17 protein-coding genes are annotated in these 15,449 nt (G+C 68.3%); 4 read left to right on the top strand and 13 right to left on the bottom strand.

Features of this window, described 5'->3' with window-relative positions; all coding sequences use genetic code 11:
* Positions 1-109: 109 nt before the first annotated feature.
* The 3 genes from E0H92_RS04660 to E0H92_RS04650 are packed head-to-tail and all read left to right on the top strand — an operon-like array spanning position 110 to position 1,860.
* Positions 110-790 carry a GntR family transcriptional regulator gene (locus tag E0H92_RS04660; RefSeq protein WP_131283596.1) on the top strand — a complete coding sequence of 227 codons (681 nt, stop codon included), beginning with the start codon at positions 110-112 and terminating at the stop codon, positions 788-790.
* A complete protein-coding gene (locus tag E0H92_RS04655) occupies positions 787-1,194 on the top strand; it encodes a hypothetical protein (protein ID WP_131495482.1) in 408 nt (135 codons plus the stop codon). Before E0H92_RS04660 ends, E0H92_RS04655 begins: the two co-directional genes overlap by 4 nt.
* A 36-nt stretch (positions 1,195-1,230) precedes the next feature.
* On the top strand, positions 1,231-1,860 hold the full coding sequence (locus E0H92_RS04650) for a hypothetical protein (RefSeq protein WP_131495481.1): 630 nt from the start codon (positions 1,231-1,233) through the stop codon (positions 1,858-1,860).
* Here E0H92_RS04650 and E0H92_RS04645 read toward each other — a convergent pair.
* The 9 genes from E0H92_RS04645 to E0H92_RS04605 all read right to left on the bottom strand — a co-directional run bounded on the left by E0H92_RS04645 (position 1,857) and on the right by E0H92_RS04605 (position 9,908).
* Positions 1,857-2,195, bottom strand: a complete 339-nt coding sequence (locus E0H92_RS04645) for a VOC family protein (protein ID WP_131464883.1) — start codon at positions 2,193-2,195, stop codon at positions 1,857-1,859. The genes E0H92_RS04650 and E0H92_RS04645 overlap by 4 nt on opposite strands.
* Positions 2,196-2,220: 25 nt before the next feature.
* On the bottom strand, positions 2,221-3,411 hold the full coding sequence (locus tag E0H92_RS04640) for a Gfo/Idh/MocA family protein (RefSeq protein ID WP_202867957.1): 1,191 nt from the start codon (positions 3,409-3,411) through the stop codon (positions 2,221-2,223).
* A gap of 148 nt (positions 3,412-3,559) precedes the next feature.
* Positions 3,560-4,234, bottom strand: a complete 675-nt coding sequence (locus E0H92_RS04635) for a glycerophosphodiester phosphodiesterase (protein ID WP_131495480.1) — start codon at positions 4,232-4,234, stop codon at positions 3,560-3,562.
* Positions 4,231-5,547 carry an ABC transporter substrate-binding protein gene (locus E0H92_RS04630; RefSeq protein ID WP_165549690.1) on the bottom strand — a complete coding sequence of 439 codons (1,317 nt, stop codon included), beginning with the start codon at positions 5,545-5,547 and terminating at the stop codon, positions 4,231-4,233. Before E0H92_RS04630 ends, E0H92_RS04635 begins: the two co-directional genes overlap by 4 nt.
* Positions 5,548-5,549: 2 nt before the next feature.
* Positions 5,550-6,362 (bottom strand): carbohydrate ABC transporter permease, encoded by an 813-nt coding sequence (locus tag E0H92_RS04625; protein ID WP_131464877.1) that lies wholly within the window; start codon positions 6,360-6,362, stop codon positions 5,550-5,552.
* The gene (locus tag E0H92_RS04620; protein ID WP_238152988.1) at positions 6,359-7,309 is read right to left on the bottom strand and encodes a carbohydrate ABC transporter permease; all 951 of its coding nucleotides are present in this window, start codon (positions 7,307-7,309) and stop codon (positions 6,359-6,361) included. Before E0H92_RS04620 ends, E0H92_RS04625 begins: the two co-directional genes overlap by 4 nt.
* Complete coding sequence (locus tag E0H92_RS04615) at positions 7,306-8,115, bottom strand: inositol monophosphatase family protein (protein WP_131464875.1); 810 nt, start codon at positions 8,113-8,115, stop codon at positions 7,306-7,308. The genes E0H92_RS04620 and E0H92_RS04615 overlap by 4 nt, the downstream gene beginning before the upstream one ends.
* Before the next feature lie 77 nt (positions 8,116-8,192).
* Complete coding sequence (locus tag E0H92_RS04610; RefSeq protein ID WP_131464873.1) at positions 8,193-8,888, bottom strand: MgtC/SapB family protein; 696 nt, start codon at positions 8,886-8,888, stop codon at positions 8,193-8,195.
* Complete coding sequence (locus tag E0H92_RS04605) at positions 8,889-9,908, bottom strand: 2-hydroxyacid dehydrogenase (RefSeq protein WP_131464871.1); 1,020 nt, start codon at positions 9,906-9,908, stop codon at positions 8,889-8,891. It lies immediately after the preceding gene.
* Positions 9,909-10,002: 94 nt separating this feature from the next.
* On the opposite strand from E0H92_RS04605, the gene E0H92_RS04600 reads away from it, so the two are divergent.
* A complete protein-coding gene (locus E0H92_RS04600) occupies positions 10,003-11,199 on the top strand; it encodes an RNA-guided endonuclease InsQ/TnpB family protein (protein ID WP_131495478.1) in 1,197 nt (398 codons plus the stop codon).
* A 34-nt stretch (positions 11,200-11,233) separates the two neighbouring features.
* Here the strand turns inward: E0H92_RS04600 and E0H92_RS04595 are convergent, their stop codons facing one another.
* Genes E0H92_RS04595 through E0H92_RS04580 form a run of 4 tightly spaced genes read right to left on the bottom strand, consistent with a single transcriptional unit; the run spans position 11,234 to position 15,449 of the window.
* Positions 11,234-12,694, bottom strand: coding sequence for an FGGY-family carbohydrate kinase (locus E0H92_RS04595; protein ID WP_131464867.1), 1,461 nt, complete (start codon positions 12,692-12,694; stop codon positions 11,234-11,236).
* A gap of 9 nt (positions 12,695-12,703) precedes the next feature.
* Positions 12,704-13,504, bottom strand: a complete 801-nt coding sequence (locus E0H92_RS04590; RefSeq protein ID WP_131283620.1) for a DeoR/GlpR family DNA-binding transcription regulator — start codon at positions 13,502-13,504, stop codon at positions 12,704-12,706.
* Positions 13,501-14,118 (bottom strand): histidine phosphatase family protein, encoded by a 618-nt coding sequence (locus E0H92_RS04585; RefSeq protein ID WP_131464865.1) that lies wholly within the window; start codon positions 14,116-14,118, stop codon positions 13,501-13,503. Before E0H92_RS04585 ends, E0H92_RS04590 begins: the two co-directional genes overlap by 4 nt.
* On the bottom strand, positions 14,115-15,449 hold the full coding sequence (locus E0H92_RS04580) for an FGGY-family carbohydrate kinase (RefSeq protein WP_131495477.1): 1,335 nt from the start codon (positions 15,447-15,449) through the stop codon (positions 14,115-14,117). The genes E0H92_RS04585 and E0H92_RS04580 overlap by 4 nt, the downstream gene beginning before the upstream one ends.

The raw sequence follows: 15,449 nt of genomic DNA, 5'->3' as shown, positions 1-15,449 counted from the left end.
ACCATAGCTTGCAGAGCCCAGAATCGTGCATGATGCATGATTACCAGTGTTACCCTGCCGAAACCTGACCGGTGGGGTCAAGCCCGCGACCAGAATCCGGAGACACCTGATGAGCGAGCCAGTGGCACCGGTGGACCGGCGGCTGCTCCGGCGGCAGATGCTCGCCGACGACGTGTACGAGGCCATCAAGACGATGCTGATGGACCACGTCATCCGGCCCGGGGCGCGGATCTCGATCGACGGACTCGCGCGGGAGTTCCAGGTGTCGTCGACCCCGGTACGGGAGGCGCTGGCCCGGCTGGAATCCGAAGGGCTGGCGGTCAAGGAGCCGCTGAAGGGTTATCGCGCAACTCCGCTCCTGTCGCTCGAGGAGTTCGACGATCTCTACCGGTTCCGGCTCCTGCTCGAGCCCTGGGCGGCCCGGCGCGCGGCCGAGCTGATCTCCCCCGAAGGCGTGGAGCGGTTGCGCGCAGAGCTGGCGACCGCGGTCGAGCCGACCTCGATCGACTACGCCGGGTACAAGTCGCTGACCGTGCACGACAACCGGTTCCACTCGCTGATCGCGTCGCTGTCCGGGAGCGAGCAGGTCCGGTCGGCGTTCGAGCGAACCCACTGCCACCTGCACATCTTCCGGCTGCACTACGACCGCGACATCGGCCCCGAGGTCCTCACCGAACACCGGGTCCTGGTCGAGGCGATCAGCTCCGGCGATCCGGCCGCCGCCGAGTCCGCGATGACCCGGCACATCGAGAACTCGATGACGCTGCGGTTGCGCCGCCTCTACGAGTGACCCGCCGCCCCTTCCCGCTGACAGTGCCGGCGGAGCTGACGGCGTACATCCTCGACTTCCACTGGGACGTCGAACGGCTGCACGCACTCGACCTGCCGACTGTCGATCTGCCGGTCGCCGACCTGGCGCACCATCTCGACCTGCCGTTCTGGGCGTACCACGGACCCTTCCAGGTCACGCCCCGTCAGGTCGCGGCGGATCCGGTTACGTACCGAGTGCAGTACGAGCGCACCCTGGCCGCCGACCTTCGCCATCCCATCGACGCCGTCCGCCGCCCCGACGACCGCATCACGATCCTGGACGGCGTTCACCGGTTGCTCCGGGCAGAGCTCGAACGCCGCGCGGTCGTGGCCGTTCGGGTTCTCGACTGGGCCGAGCTGGACCGCATCGCCGTACCCGACTGACTGTTTGGGTGTATCAGCACCGGGCACCGCGTGAAGATGGATCTGCCTGCGCCGCGCCCTGTCCTCTGGCCGCTGCGTCCGCTCGACAGCGCGGGGGTCTCGACCTCGTCCGACGAGAGCCGAACCCTCGTCACGATCGCCCACGCGCCACTCGAGCAGGTGACACCGGAGATGCTCGCCTGGTGGTTCACGCACATCCCGGGATACATGCGGTACGCCGGGACGACCTGGCCCAGGTATCTGGTCTGGCATCCGCTCGACCACATCTCCTACGAGGCGACTACTCCCGGCGTGATCGGGCCCGGCACGCGGTTGCACATCACCGAGGCACTCGGGCGGGATCCGTCGATGCTGCTCGATCTGGAAGTGATGATCGAAACCGTCGACAGCCAATCGGCGGTCATCACCAAACGCATCCTCGGCAGCTCACTGGTCCAGCTCGAGAACGAGTTCACCCGCACGAACTCCGGCTGCCGGTACGTCACCCACCTCACTATCGGCGACACCACCACGCTCGGCCGGCTGTTCCTCAATCGAACCGCCCACCAGCGCGCGTTCCCACCCGCCAAGCTGACCGCGTGGATCCGGCACCACATCGAGGAGATCGGCAACCTGGAGAACTTCCTCCCCGACCTCTACCGCTACCACTCCGACCGCGAACCCTAGGCCACCGGCGCGCCGCCGTACGAGACCTCGTTGCCGTCGGGGTCGTAGAACGTCGCATGCCGTACGCCGTTCTCGTACGTCTCCCGCACGGCTGGCTCGAGCCCCCGCTCCGCGATCCCCTTCAAGGTCCCGTCGAAGTCCTCGACGAACAAGGTGTGCTGCGCATGCCCCGCATGCTCCGGCACCACCTCGACGTACAGGAACTGGTGTTCCCCCAGCTCCCACACCGCCTCAACATCATTGGGCAGAAAACTAGGCGCCGCCCCCAACAACTTCTCGTACCAGGCAACGGCAACGTCGTAGTCACGGACGGAGATTCCGGCGAAGAGGTCCATACCGGATGCTACCGACCGAAGGATGTCACGCGGGGGCGTCGCCGTGGTCGGGGATTTCTAGTTGTACGCCGCCCTGCAGCGCGGACTGGTGGGCGTAGATGCCGGGGAGGGTGTAGCGGGCGGAGACCCAGGCGTTGATCGGCGGGAGGGTCTTGTCGGCGACGGCGCGGACGAAGTCGTCGGCGAGGAAGTGGTGCGAGCCCTCGTGGCCGTTGTGCAGGCCGGCGAACTCCTCCGGCAGGCGGGAACGGTCGTGCACCGGGGACAGCCCGGAGCGGAACGCGTCGCGCAGCGCGGGGTCGACGTTCTCGAGGTCGGCGTCGTCACCCGTCGCCTTGGTCTCCATCAGATGCGAGACGTCCTCGACGCCTTCCTTGTTCTGCCACAGGGTCGTGGTGGCGAGCTGCTCGAAGCTGCCCTCGGTGCCGAACACCCGCAGCCGGGACTCGCGGATGTGCGACGGGTACCCGACCCGGCGCATCTCGTTCGTCCGCATGATCCCGCCGTCGGCGAGCTTGAACAGGGCGGTCGCGTTCGAGAAGTCGTTGTCGAACTGGCTGACGTCCTTGTCGAAGACGCCGTCGCCACGGTCGTCCTTGACGCCGATCGCGGACACGTGGGTGGCGTGCTGACCGGTCACCGACAGCACGTTGCCGACGGCGTGCGTCGGGTAGAGCAGCGGCGGGAACGACGCGGTCTTCTTCCAGTCCTCGCCGCCGGAGTACTGGTACGCCGCGTAGAACCCGAGGTCCATGTCGTGGACGTAGTCGCCCTCGGTGTAGAACACCCGGCCGAACTCGCCGTCGGCCAGCTTCTGCCGGCAGTACACCGAGGACGGGTAGTAGAAGCTGGTCTCACCCATCATGTAGGTGAGCCCGGTCTCCTTCACCAGTTCGATGATGCGGGCGATCTGGTCCGCCTCGATCGCCATCGGGACCGTGGAGTACACGTGCTTCCCGGCCTCGAGCGCCTTGATCGCCATCTCGCCGTGCAGCCAGCGCTGCGTGAAGATCGCGACCGCGTCCACGTCCGACTCGAGCATCTCCTCGAACGACGTGTGCGTCACCGTGATGCCCTGCTTGGCGGCCATCTCCGCGGTCCGCTCCGGGATGACGTCGGTCAGCCGCACCTCGGACACGTCCGGGTGCGCGGACCACAGCCGCAGGAACGAAGGAGCGAACTGGCCGGCTCCGGCCACACCGATGCTGATTCCCATGCAGAAGACCCAACCACACATTTATGTTCCACGGAAGAACATATTCAGACGTTGGAACGTGTGACGCCCACCCACCCAACGCACTTTGAGCACCCACCAACCATTTCCAGCCCGGCAAAACGGTTGGTGGGTGCTCAAAGTTGGGTGGTTAGGCGTGGGTGAGGAGGTGGGGGTTGTCGGTGGTGACGCCGTCGACGGCGAGGGTTGCCGCCGTGGCGAGGGTGTTGGCGTCGGGGACGGGCCAGGCGGTGACGTTCAACCCGGCGGCGTGCAGTTCGGCGACGGCCTCGGGGGTGAGGCCGGCGATGCCGCACAGGGACCAGGTCGCTCCGGCCGCGCGGGTGCGGGTGATGACCTCGGCGGTCTCCGGCGTCCGGCCGAAGATGTGTCCGGTCGTCACGTCCGGGAACGCCTCCCGGACCGCGAGCAGGATCTCTGGGTGGAACGACGTGACCAGGGTCCGCTCGGCCAGCGACCGGTCCGCCTTCAGCGACTGAGCGAGCAACGGTACGGCGGCCTCGGCCTTGACCTCCGCCTGGAGCCGTACGTCGATCGCCGCGACGGTCTCGCCCCAGGTCGGGACCTGCTCCCCCGACCCCGCGTCCAGCGCCCGGATCTCCGCCAGCGTCAGTTCCTCGACCGCACCCAACCCCGACGTGGTGCGGTCGACCGTGGCGTCGTGCATGATCACGAGTTCGCCGTCCGCGGTGACGCGGAGGTCGAGCTCGATCTCGTCGCAGCCGTCCGCGACCGCCCGCCGGAACGAGCGCAGCGTGTTCTCCGGTTCGGTCCCGAGTGCGCCCCGGTGGCCGGTGATGATCACAGAACCTTCTCCTCGTAGAGACGTTTGACCTCGTCGCCGATCGCCTCGAGCCGCCGCCCGACCGACGCAAAGACCTTCTGAGGTTGCGCGTTGTCGGCGTAGATCTGCTGCAGCCCGGTGTAGATCTGCACGTTCGCGTTCCGCCCGTACAGCCGGATCGCGTCCTGCTGCCGCGCGTTCTCCAGTTGCGCGATCGCGACGCCGTAGTTCGGCTGCTCCGCGATCAGCTTCTTCAGCTCGGCGTCCTCGCGGGCCTTGTTCACCACCGGAAGGTACCCGGTCTGCGTCGTCCACCATGCCGAGTTCTCCGGCAGCGCGAGGAACTGCAGGAAAGTCGCCGCGGCCTGTTTCCGCTCGTCGGAAATGTTCCGCAGCATCCCGATTCCGCCACCACCGGTCGCGAGCCCGGAGGCGACCTCGGACGGTATGAACCCGGCGCCGACCTTGAACTTCGCCTTGCTGCTGATGGTCTTCATGCCACCGGTCGACTCCTGGATCACCGCGACCAGTCCGTTGGCGAAGTCCGTACTCGGGCTGCTGGCCATGTACGCCGCGCCGAGGTCGTGCACCATCGACCGCTGCCACTCACCCGCGGCCACCGCACCGGGCTGGTCGATGGTGATGTCGAGCCCCTTCGAGTACGCGCCGCCGAACTGCCACACGTTCCCCTGGAACTGCCAGTCGCCGTCGATCTTCGCGAACGCGATCGTCCGCAACGACCGTCCACCCGACTGCACCTTGGCCAGCGAAGGCACCCAGGACCGTAGCTCGCTCCACGTCCGCGGCGCCCGGTCCGGGAGACCGGCCTTCGCGAACGCGTCCCGGTTGTAGTACATGATCGGCGTACTGCGGGCGAACGGGACGGCCCAGCTCTGCCCCTTCACGACGTACTCCCCGAACAGCTTCTCCTGGTAGACACCGGGCCCGAATCCGTCGGTGAAGTAGCCGTTCAGCGGTTCGAGCGCGTCGTTCAGGAAGAACCGCTCCCAGGTGACGTCCGACAGTACGGCGAGATCGGGCGCCTGCTTCGCGACCAGCGCGGCCGCGACCTTCTGCGCCACGTCGTCGTAGCTGCCCTGGAACTGCACCTCGACGTACACGTCCTGCTGCGAGTCGTTGAACTTGGCAACGAGTTTGTCGACCGCCTTGCCGTTCACGCCGCCGTACGGCGACCAGAACACGACCCGCGTGCGCCCGGCGTACTGCTTGGGCACCTCCCCGTCCGGCTGTGAGTAGGTGGCGTCGACGGAACGGTAGCCGCAACCGGCCAGCGAAAGTCCTGCGGTGACTCCGAGGAAAGTACGACGTAGCATGCTCATCCCTTCAGAGCTCCGGCCGTGATGCCGCCGACGATGTAGCGCTGCGCGATCAGGAAGATCAGCAGCATCGGCGCGAGCACCAGCAGCGTGCCGGCCATGATCGTTCCCCAGGCCGCGAGGCCTTCCTCGTCCTTGAGGATCAGCAGCCCGACCGGCAGTGTCCGCATCGAGGCGGTGTTGGTGACGATCAGGGGCCAGACGAAGTTGTTCCATTCCTCGACCGCGGTGATCACCACGACGGTGATCAGCATCGGCCGTGACATCGGCAGGACGACGCGCCACAACGTGCGCAGGTGTCCGGCGCCGTCGACCGCGGCCGCGTCCGTCACCTCGGTGGGCAGCGTGAGGAAGTGCTGCCGCATCAGGAACGTCGCGAACGCGGACCCGATCCCGGGGATGATCAGGCCGGCGTAGGTGTTGATCCAGCCGAGGCTCGCCACGGTCAGGTAGTTCGGCAGCAGCGTCACGTGGCCGGGCACCATCATCGCGCCGAGCACCGCGAAGAACAGGATCTTCTTGAACGGGAACCGCAGGTAGGCGAAGGCGTACGCCGTCAGCACGGCGTTGATCACCTTCAGCGCGGTCCCGATCACGGTGATGATCGTGGAGTTCAGGAAGAACCGGTCGAACGGCGCGGCCTTCCAGGCCAGGCTGAAGTTCTCCCAGGTCGGGTGCGGCCACCAGGCGGGCGGCCACTGGTAGATCTGGGTCGGCTGCTTGAACGCCGTGGACAGCAACCAGTACAGCGGTCCGAGGAACACGGCCGCCACACCGATCAGTACGACGTACTGGATCGCGCGTGTCTTCATCGGTAGTGCACCCGCCTCTCCATCACCCGGGCCTGCACGGTTGTGACGAGCAGCAGGATGACGAACATGATGATCGACAGCGTCGCCGCGCGGCCCGCGTTGAACGCCTGGAAGCCTTCGTTGTAGATCGACCAGCTCAGCGTGGTGGTGGCATCACCAGGGCCGCCACCGGTCATCACCGCGATCACGTCGAACGCCTGGAAGGTGCCGATCACCGTGGTGATCAGCAGGAAGAAGGTGATCGGGGCCAGCAACGGGAGCTTGATCGACCGGAACCGCGTCCAGGTCGACGCGCCGTCGATCGCGGCCGCCTCGTCGAGCTCCTTCGGCAGGCCCTGCAGGCCGGCCAGGTAGATCAGCGCGGCGAACCCGACGTTCTTCCACAGGTAGACGATGACGAGTCCCGGCAGCGCCCAGTCGGAGTTGTTCATCCAGTCCGGCGGCTCGGCGCCGAACGGTTCGATCAGCGCCCGCATCAGGCCGTACCCGGGGTCGAAGATGAACGCCCAGATGGTCGCGACCGCGGCGCCGGACAGGATGTGCGGCGCGAACGCGATCGTCCGGACCGCCCCGCGGCCCTTCAGCGGCAGGTTGAACAGGAACGCCAGCGCGAGCCCGATCACCAGGCTGCCGACCACGATCAGGCCGGTGAACACGACGGTGATCCACAGCGTCTTGTGGAACGCGGGGTCGGTCAGTGTCCGGCCGTAGTTGGCCAGCCCCACGAACTTCGGGCGGGCCGCGATCATGTTCCAGTCGGTCAGGCTGAGGAACGCGTTGTAGATGATCGGCCAGTACGCGAAGACCGCGATCACCAGCAGGTTCGGCGCGACCAGCAACGCGAACAGCCCGTACTCGCGCCGCCTCCGGCGCTTCCGCTGATCATTGCCGTCGGCAATCGTTCGTTCGTCCGGATGGGTCCGGGCCGGCAGGTCCGTTATCGTCACACCGACCTCCTTGTGAGTAGCTCTTGCAGTGGGTCGGCCACCGAGGGGGCGGCGGCCAGGATGCCTTGTGGGAAAAGGGGTCCGCGGACGACGGTGGCGCCGGCCTCGCGGGCGATCAGCGCACCGGCGGCGACGTCCCAGGGCTGGATCAGGTGCTCGTAGTACGCGTCCGCCGTACCGTCGGCGACCGAGCACAGGTCGAGCGCGGCCGATCCGCCGCGGCGGATGTCGCGGACGGCCGGTAGCAAGTCTTGCAGAAGCGCTGCCTGCTCGGCCCGGCGCTCCGGCAGGTACGAGAAGCCCGTACACACCAGGGAAGCCTCAAGACGGGTCTGCCGCAGCGGGCCCAGGCGCCGACCATCAGACGGGGCTTCGGCACGAGAGGCGCCCGCGCCGCGGGCGGCGGACCACGTCGTACCGGTGCGCGGTTGATGGACCACGCCAACGAGTGCGCCCTTCTCGTCCTCGACGGCGATCGACACACTCCAGTCGAGGCGGCCGTAGAGGTAGTTGACCGTGCCGTCGAGAGGGTCGATCACCCAGGTAAGACCAGTGGTCGAGGGCCGCGAAGCGCCTTCTTCGCCAAGGAGTCCGTCGCCGGGGCGGTCCGCGGTCAGACCGTCCGTGATGAGCTTCTCGGACGCGCGGTCGGCTGCGCTGACCGGGTCGTTGGCGGAGCTTTTGGTCTCGACACCGGCCGCGTCGATCGACAGACTCCGCTGACGGGCCAGGAGCTCCGAACCTGCCGCGATCGCCAGCCGGACGGCCAGTTCGCGCAGGTCAACGAGGTTCGGTACAGCGGGCATGCCGGTGAAATTATCACCGAACGATGGTTACGTATAGAGAATGTGTGTGATTTTCTCATCGAAATCACATTCGTAGCTCAATCGTCATCGTCGTTGCGGATCCGTACGCCGGTGACGCCGTCGAGATCGTCCAGCGCGAGCACGAGGTTCTGCAGCGGTGGGCGCCCGGAGAACCGCATCGAGGCCCGCACCTGCGGCCGTGCTCCGTCCCGGTGCACCTCGGTCCCGAGCACCGACGCCTCGAATCCCATCGACGTGGCCGTCGCCAGGATCGCCCGCAGTACGCCGGCTCCGTCGTCGTACCGCACCGTGACAACGCGACGGCGGTCCGGCGACGGCAGGAACCGCCCGAGCCGCGCGAACGGGCCGACGGCAACCAGATGCAGCACGGTCGCCGCCAGCGCGAGGAGCGGCATCCCTGCGCCACAGGCCATTCCGATCGCGGCGGTCATCCAGATCGTGGCCGCCGTGGTCAGCCCCCGTACCACGTCCCGGCGCATGAAGATCACGCCGGCGCCGAGGAACCCGACGCCGGACACGATCTGCGCCGCGATCCGGGACGGGTCGAGATTGACGTCGGTCCCGAGGACGGCGTTGAAGCCGAACCCGGACACCAGGGTGAACAGCGCGGCCCCGGTGCCGACGAGCGTGTGCGTCCGCATACCGGCGCTCTTCTGCCGTACCTGACGCTCGATGCCGATCACCATCGACAGCACGAAGGCGATCAGCAACAGCAGAAGCTCGGTCCAAGTCGTACTGGTTGCTAGCTTCATCTACGCGCGCACCAGCCCTGCCGGGTCCTTTCCGTTGAGGAACGCGGCGACGGCCTCCGCCGCGATCGATCCGGCCCGGTGGGCGGTCTGTCGGGTGGCGCCGGCGAGGTGCGGTGTCATCACGATGTTGGGCGCTGTCAGGAGCCGCGATCCCGCGGGCACCGGTTCGGACGGGAACACGTCGAACGCCGCCGCTCCCAGCTGCCCGGACTCCAAGGCGTCCACTGTCGCGTCGTAGTCGAGCAGACCACCACGAGCGGTGTTCACCAGTACGGCGCCGCGGGGCATCGCGGCGATCTGCTGCGCGCCGATCATCCCGCGGGTCTGATCGGTCAGCCGCGCATGCAGGCTGACCACGTCAGCCTGCCGCAGCAGCTCGTCGAGTTCGACGAGTTCGATGCCCTCGGGCGCCTGTTCGACGTACGGATCGGCGACCAGGACGCGTGCGCCGAACGCCAGCATCACCCGGGCGACCCGTTGCCCGATCGCGCCGTACCCGACCAGGCCCACGGTCGACCCGTCGAGTTCGCCCCCGCACTCGTCGTACGCGTAGAGGTCGGAGCGCCACTCGCCGTGCTCCAGCGTCCGTTGCAGGCGCGGAAGGTTGCGTAGGGCACCCATCGTCAGTGCGACCGCGTGCTCGGCGGCCGCCACCGCGTTCCGTCCGGGCGTCGACGCCACGGCGATCCCCCGCTCGGCCGCCGCGGCGACGTTCACGTTCACGGGGCCACCCCGGCAGACGACCAGGAACCGCAGGTCGGGCGCCGCGTCCAGCACGCGCTCGGTGAACGGCCCCATCTGCGTGACCGCGAGCTCGACCCCGGCCAGCGCCTCGATCAGCTGGGCCTCCGCGTCACTCGCCTCGTCCACCTCGGCGACGCGTCCGTACGGCGTCAGCGGCCACGGCAGCGTGACCTCACGGAACTCGAACGCCACGTCCGGAATGTTGCCGAGCGCCGCGGCCAGCAGATCGTTCCGCACGAAATGGTCGCCGGCGAGCAGCGTCTTAACGGTTCTCATCGATTGAGTCGCGGCGCGAACCTGTCATTTGCTCTCGGAGCAACCGCGACTGCCTCCCCTCTGGATTGTCGGTGCAAAGTGTTTGGATCGGTGCATGTCCCGGTTCCGGCTGTATCCGACTCCCGAGCAGCAGACTGCGTTGCTGGAACAGTGCAGGCATGCGCGGCACATGTGGAACCTTGCACTTGAGCAATGGTCGATGTGGAGTCGGGACAAGGGCCCAACGCCTGGGTACATCGAACAGGCTCGGCAACTCACCGAGGCGCGTGCCGCGTTCGCGTGGCTCAGAGCCGGCTCGCAGACTGTGCAACAGCAAGCACTGCGAGACTTCGACCATGCTGTGACGAGCTTCTACGCAGGCACTCGTCGACGACCGACCTGGCGCAAGGCCGACCGGCACGAGGGATTCCGCATCGTCGGTGGTCAGGCAACTCGAATCGTTCACCTCAGCCGCAAATGGGCCAGGGTGAACATTCCGAAGGTCGGTTGGGTTCGGTTCCGCCTCTCCCGCGCCGTGCCTGATGCGAAGTCCTACCGCGTGACTCGTGACCGGGCGGGTCGCTGGCATCTGGCCTTCGCCGCCGTCCCGCCTCCGATCCCGGCGCCGGGCACGGGCGAGGTCGTCGGCGTGGACCGGGGAGTCGCCGTGTCGGCCGCATTGTCGACCGGCGAGCTCTTGAGTTGCCCTCGGCCACCGAAAACCGAGGAGGCACGCCTCAGATACCTGCAGCGCCGTCTCGCCCGTTGCTGCCGCGGCTCGAACAGGTGGCAACGGGTCAAGGCAGCGATCGCGAAGTTGCGTGCACGTGCGCGTGACCGGCGCAAGGACTGGGTGGAGAAGACCAGCACCGACCTTGCCAGCCGGTTCGACGTCATCCGTGTCGAGAACCTGCGCATCGCTCAGATGACCAGACGCCCGAGGCCGAAGCCCGATCCAGAACGACCCGGTCAGTTCTTGCCGAATCGCCGCAGAGCGAAGGCTGGGCTGAACCGGAGCATTCTGGCCAGCGCCTGGGGTTCCTTGATGCGTCGGTTGGAGGACAAGGCCGCCGGACGACTCGAGAAGGTCAACCCGGCACACACGTCGCAGACTTGCAGCGTCTGCGGGCATTGCGCACCGGAAAGCCGCGAGAGCCAAGCGGTGTTCTGGTGCGTAGCCTGCGGACACCAGGCGCACGCAGACGTCAACGCAGCAATCAACATCGCGGCCGGACGGGCCGTCAGCGCACGCCAAGAGACGCCTGGACGGGTCTCGCCGAAGCGTGAACCTCAACTCGCTACCTCCGCGTAGTAGTTGGAATCCCCGTCCCAGGACAGGGAGGACGTCAACGAACTCCTGTGAACGTAGGTGCTGGGTCGGACCAGCGTGGGCGGGCCGACTCGATGCGGCGCAGGTAGTGGGCGTAGCCCTCGGCGTAGAACGCGGCGCGGGCCGGGTCCGGGTCGACCTGGCGGGTCTCGGCGATCCACTCGGCGCCGGCGCTGTCCGGGTCGATCGCACGGCGTGCGCAGATCACCGCACCGCGCGCGGCGACCTGCTCCGCCTCGGCGGTGTGCAACGGCGCGTTCAGTACGTCGGCGAGGATCTGAGTCCACTCGCTGCTCCGGGCGCCACCGCCGCACACGGTGACTCGACCTGTCCACCCGGCCGCGTCGAGGCAGTGCCGCGCGGCGTACGCGATGCCTTCGCAGGTCGCGCGGACGAGGTCGGCCGTCGTCGTGGACAGCGAGATGCCGTCGATCGTGCCGCGGGCCCGGGTGTCGACGAACGGGGCCCGTTCGCCCGCCTCCGACAGGTAGGGCAGGACCGTGACGCCGGACGCGCCGGGCGGGCTGTCCGCGAGCAGCGACGGCAGCTGGTCGGTGGTGACGCCAACAAGTGCGAGCACCCGGTCGAGAGCCGCCGTACCGACCATCGCGGGCATCGCGCGGAGCCAGACCCCTGGCGTCCAGGTGCCGAGGAACAGGCCTGCGGGCTCGCCGTCGACGGGCAGCTCTCGCGTGATGACCTGGCAGGCCAGCGTCGTACCGACCGTCAACAGCGCGTCGCCGGGCTCGGTCACTCCCGCACCGGCCGCGGCGGCTGGGAGGTCGTACGGACCGGCGGAAACGCGCGTTCCGGGTGCCATCCCGGTCGAGTCGTCGCGCAGCTCACCCACCGGTCCCGCGGCCGCGACCGGCGCCAGCAGCCCGCGCACGCCCGACAACCCGGTCGCCTCCAACGCCGCGTCGTCGTACTCCCCGGTCCTCGGGTCGAGGAACGGTGCGGAGGCATCGGACACATCCGTCGCCCGGACACCGGTCAGCGCCTGCATCACCACGTCCTTGCAGTACGCCGCCGTACCGGCCCGCTCGACGACGTCGGGCTCTTCCGCGAGGACGGCGGCCAGCAGCGGACCCGATGCGCCCGGAAACATCCGGTTTCCGGAACGCCGGAACACGTGTTCCGCGACCCCGTCCGCGGTCCACTGCTCGAGGATCGTGCTGCTCCGCGCGTCCAGCCAGGAGATCGCCGGGCGCACCGGCGTACCGGCGTCGTCGACCAGCCACAGGCCGTCGCCCTGGGCCGTGATGGCCAGGACCTCAGGTCGTGTTCCCACAGCAGCCGCCAGCTCACCGACCACCTCGTTGACCGAAGCAACTACCTCAGAGGTCTCGTGCTCGAATCGCCCGGGACTGTGGTGCAGCAAGCGGGTCGGTCGGGAGGCCACAGCGAGCGGCCGGCCGGTGGCGTCGAACGCGACGGCCTTGGTAACAGTGGTGCCGACGTCGACGCCGACGTCCATACGCCCCTCCTAGAGTTTGGCGACCTCCACGGTGGCGCCGTGGTCGCGCAGTGGTTCGATCAGGTCCTTCGGGGTCTTCTCGTCGACGATCACGACGTCGAAATCGGTCAGCGGAGCGAGCCGGTGCAGTGCGGTGCGCTGCAGCTTGGCGTGATCGACCAGCAGTACCTTGGTCCGCGCCGAGCGCAGCATCGCCCGCTTCACCAGGACGATCTCCTCCTCCTGGTGGAACGCGTGCGTCGACGACACCGCGGACACGGAGCAGAACAGCAGGTCGGCGTGCAGCGCCTCGACGGCCTCCGCGCACGGCATCCCGCCGAACGAGTCGTGGGTCGCCGAGTAGATCCCGCCGAGGGCCAGCAGCGTGACGTCGCGCAGCTGTGCCAGCTTGGTGATCGCCGGCAGGAAGTTCGTTGCGACGGTCAACGGAGCGATGTCCTCGAACAGGTCGACCAGGGCCAGCGCGCTGGTCGAGTCGTCGAGCATCACCGACATCCCGGGCTCGATCATCGCCCGCGCGTGCCGGGCGATCGCGGCCTTCTCCGCGTGCGCGGTGTTCAGCCGGTAGGCGACGTTGCTCTCGAACACGCTGGTCGGCTGCGCGCTGACCCCGCCGCGGTACTTCCGGACCACGCCTTGCCGCTCGAGCTCGTCCAGGTCGCGGTGCACGGTCATCACGCTCACGCCGAACGCCTCGACCAGGTCGTTCGCCGACACCGAGCCGTGTTTCACGACGTACGCCGCGATCTCGGCCTGCCGGCGCGCGGGACGACTCAGTTCGGTGGTGTCGCCGTCGACATCCGTTGTCATGCCAGGGTCTCCATTCGCACAGGAGGAACGTTGAACGCCTCGAGACCCACTGTGCCGTTCTGCCAGCGCAAACGCACGAGCGCCGCGGGACCGAGCGCAGGTAGCAGTCTGCGGTAGTCGTTCAGTCGCAGACCGAGCACCCTGCACACGAGCAGCCGGATGAGCGTGTTGTGCGCGACGACGAGGACCTTCTGGCCCTGGTGCCGCTGCCCGATCTCGTCGAAGACCTCGCGGACCCGATCGGCCGCCGCGGCCGGGTCCTCGCCGCCCGGGAAATGGTCGCGCACCGGGTCGAGCTCGAACGCCTTGCCCACCGCCGGCGGCAGCTCACTCAGCATCTTGCCCTCGGCCGACCCGAAGTCGACCTCCCGCAACCGGGCGTCCAGCGTGGGCGTGAGGCCGAGCAGTTCCGCTGTCGGCGTGATCGTCTGCCGGGCACGCAGCATCGGCGACGCCCAGAGCGCATCCGGCGCATAGTCCGCCGCCCAGTCCTTCAGTTGCTGCGCCTGCCGTACGCCGACCTCATCGATCGGAAGGTCCGTCGAGCCGGTGTAGCGGTTGCCGTGGTGCCATTCGGTGCGGCCGTGGCGGGCCAGCACGATCGTCGTTCTCATCCCCTGTACCCCCGGCGGTCGAGTTCGGCGACGAACTCGCCGTACAGATCGTCAAGTCGCTCGCCGCGCGGCTCGAGGACATGGTCGACCCGGACCATCCGGCGCGCCGTCCCGGTGAGATCGGACCCGCCGGACGCGGCCAGAACCGCCATGCCGTACGCCGGGTCCGGGACCGCCGGAAGCTCTACCGGTACGCCGAGGACGTCGGCGCGGAGCTGGTTCCAGTACCCGGCCCGGGTGGCGCCGCCGGTCAGCGAGACCGAGCGGACCGGGTCGGCGCCGAGTGCCTCCAGGTGCTCGAACGCGAGTCGCTCGACGAACGCGACACCTTGCAGCACGGCGGCGTACGTCTGCAGGTCGTCGTTGGTGCTCCCAAGCGTGAACCGTTCGGCCTGTGGTGCGACGAAGGGGAATCTCTCGCCGGTCTTGGTGATGGGGTAGATGACCGCATCGATCGGGTGGGCGGCACGTTCCAGAGCGTCGAGGTCGGCGCCGGGAAGGAGTTCGGTGAGTACGCCGGCGCCGGTGCTGGACGCGCCGCCCGGAAGCCAGCCGCCGTCGGGGTGACGGTGGCTGTAGACAGCTCCGGTCGGATCGGTCAGCAGCTCGGTGCTGACGCCTTTGAGGACGAGCGTGGTGCCGAGGACCGAGTTCCACGCGCCGGGAGCGAGGGCGCCGGCGGCGATCTGGGCCGCGCAGCCGTCGGTCATGCCGGCGTACACGGGGACGCCGTCCGGCGTGCGGCCGAGCTCGGTGCCCGGGCGGACGACCTCGGGGAACGCGGTCAGCGGGAGACCGAGTTTGTCGAACGCGGCAGTCGGCCAGGCGTCGGCGATCAGGTCGTAGCCGGTCTTGAGGGCGTGGCTGGTGTCGGTCGCGACCGGGTGCCCGACGAGGTGCGCCGCGACGAAGTCGGCGCTGTGGACGACGTGACGGTCCGTGAGGTCGAGGTCGAGGATCTTCGGGAGCGCCCACGTGGGTTGCATGCTGGTCACCCAGCGATCCGGATCGGCGTCCACGATGTGGTCGCGACGGGCGGCCGCGCGCGCGTCGTCGTACATCAGGGCCGGTGTGACGGGGCGGCCGGCGCGGTCCGTCAGCAGGAACGTGCCGGAGGTGGAGCAGATCGCGATGCCGTCGACACCGGTCGATCCGACCTCCGCGAGGACCGCGTCGACGGCGGTCAGCCAGGCCTGCGGGTCCTGTTCGTGACGGACGCCGCCACGATGGCTGGTGAGCGGGCGTGTTGCGCGAGACAGAACGTGACCCTTGGCATCGGCCAGCACGGCACGCACACTTTGCGTGCCGAGGTCGAGCCCGATCCAGCCCAC

This window comes from Kribbella speibonae (assembly GCF_004331375.1).
Lineage (GTDB): Bacteria > Actinomycetota > Actinomycetes > Propionibacteriales > Kribbellaceae > Kribbella > Kribbella sindirgiensis.
This window is presented reverse-complemented; position numbering and strand designations above follow the sequence as displayed.

Excerpts from the sequence above, each read along its gene's own strand:
- E0H92_RS04660 (WP_131283596.1), top strand. The coding sequence starts at position 110 with ATGAGCGAGCCAGTGGCACCGGTGGACCGGCGGCTGCTCCGGCGGCAG.
- E0H92_RS04650 (WP_131495481.1), top strand. The coding sequence starts at position 1,231 with ATGGATCTGCCTGCGCCGCGCCCTGTCCTCTGGCCGCTGCGTCCGCTC.
- E0H92_RS04645 (WP_131464883.1), bottom strand. The coding sequence starts at position 2,195 with ATGGACCTCTTCGCCGGAATCTCCGTCCGTGACTACGACGTTGCCGTT.
- E0H92_RS04640 (WP_202867957.1), bottom strand. The coding sequence starts at position 3,411 with ATGGGAATCAGCATCGGTGTGGCCGGAGCCGGCCAGTTCGCTCCTTCG.
- E0H92_RS04630 (WP_165549690.1), bottom strand. The coding sequence starts at position 5,547 with ATGCTACGTCGTACTTTCCTCGGAGTCACCGCAGGACTTTCGCTGGCC.
- E0H92_RS04625 (WP_131464877.1), bottom strand. The coding sequence starts at position 6,362 with ATGAAGACACGCGCGATCCAGTACGTCGTACTGATCGGTGTGGCGGCC.
- E0H92_RS04615 (WP_131464875.1), bottom strand. The coding sequence starts at position 8,115 with ATGCCCGCTGTACCGAACCTCGTTGACCTGCGCGAACTGGCCGTCCGG.
- E0H92_RS04610 (WP_131464873.1), bottom strand. The coding sequence starts at position 8,888 with ATGAAGCTAGCAACCAGTACGACTTGGACCGAGCTTCTGCTGTTGCTG.
- E0H92_RS04605 (WP_131464871.1), bottom strand. The coding sequence starts at position 9,908 with ATGAGAACCGTTAAGACGCTGCTCGCCGGCGACCATTTCGTGCGGAAC.
- E0H92_RS04600 (WP_131495478.1), top strand. The coding sequence starts at position 10,003 with ATGTCCCGGTTCCGGCTGTATCCGACTCCCGAGCAGCAGACTGCGTTG.
- E0H92_RS04595 (WP_131464867.1), bottom strand. The coding sequence starts at position 12,694 with ATGGACGTCGGCGTCGACGTCGGCACCACTGTTACCAAGGCCGTCGCG.
- E0H92_RS04590 (WP_131283620.1), bottom strand. The coding sequence starts at position 13,504 with ATGACAACGGATGTCGACGGCGACACCACCGAACTGAGTCGTCCCGCG.
- E0H92_RS04585 (WP_131464865.1), bottom strand. The coding sequence starts at position 14,118 with ATGAGAACGACGATCGTGCTGGCCCGCCACGGCCGCACCGAATGGCAC.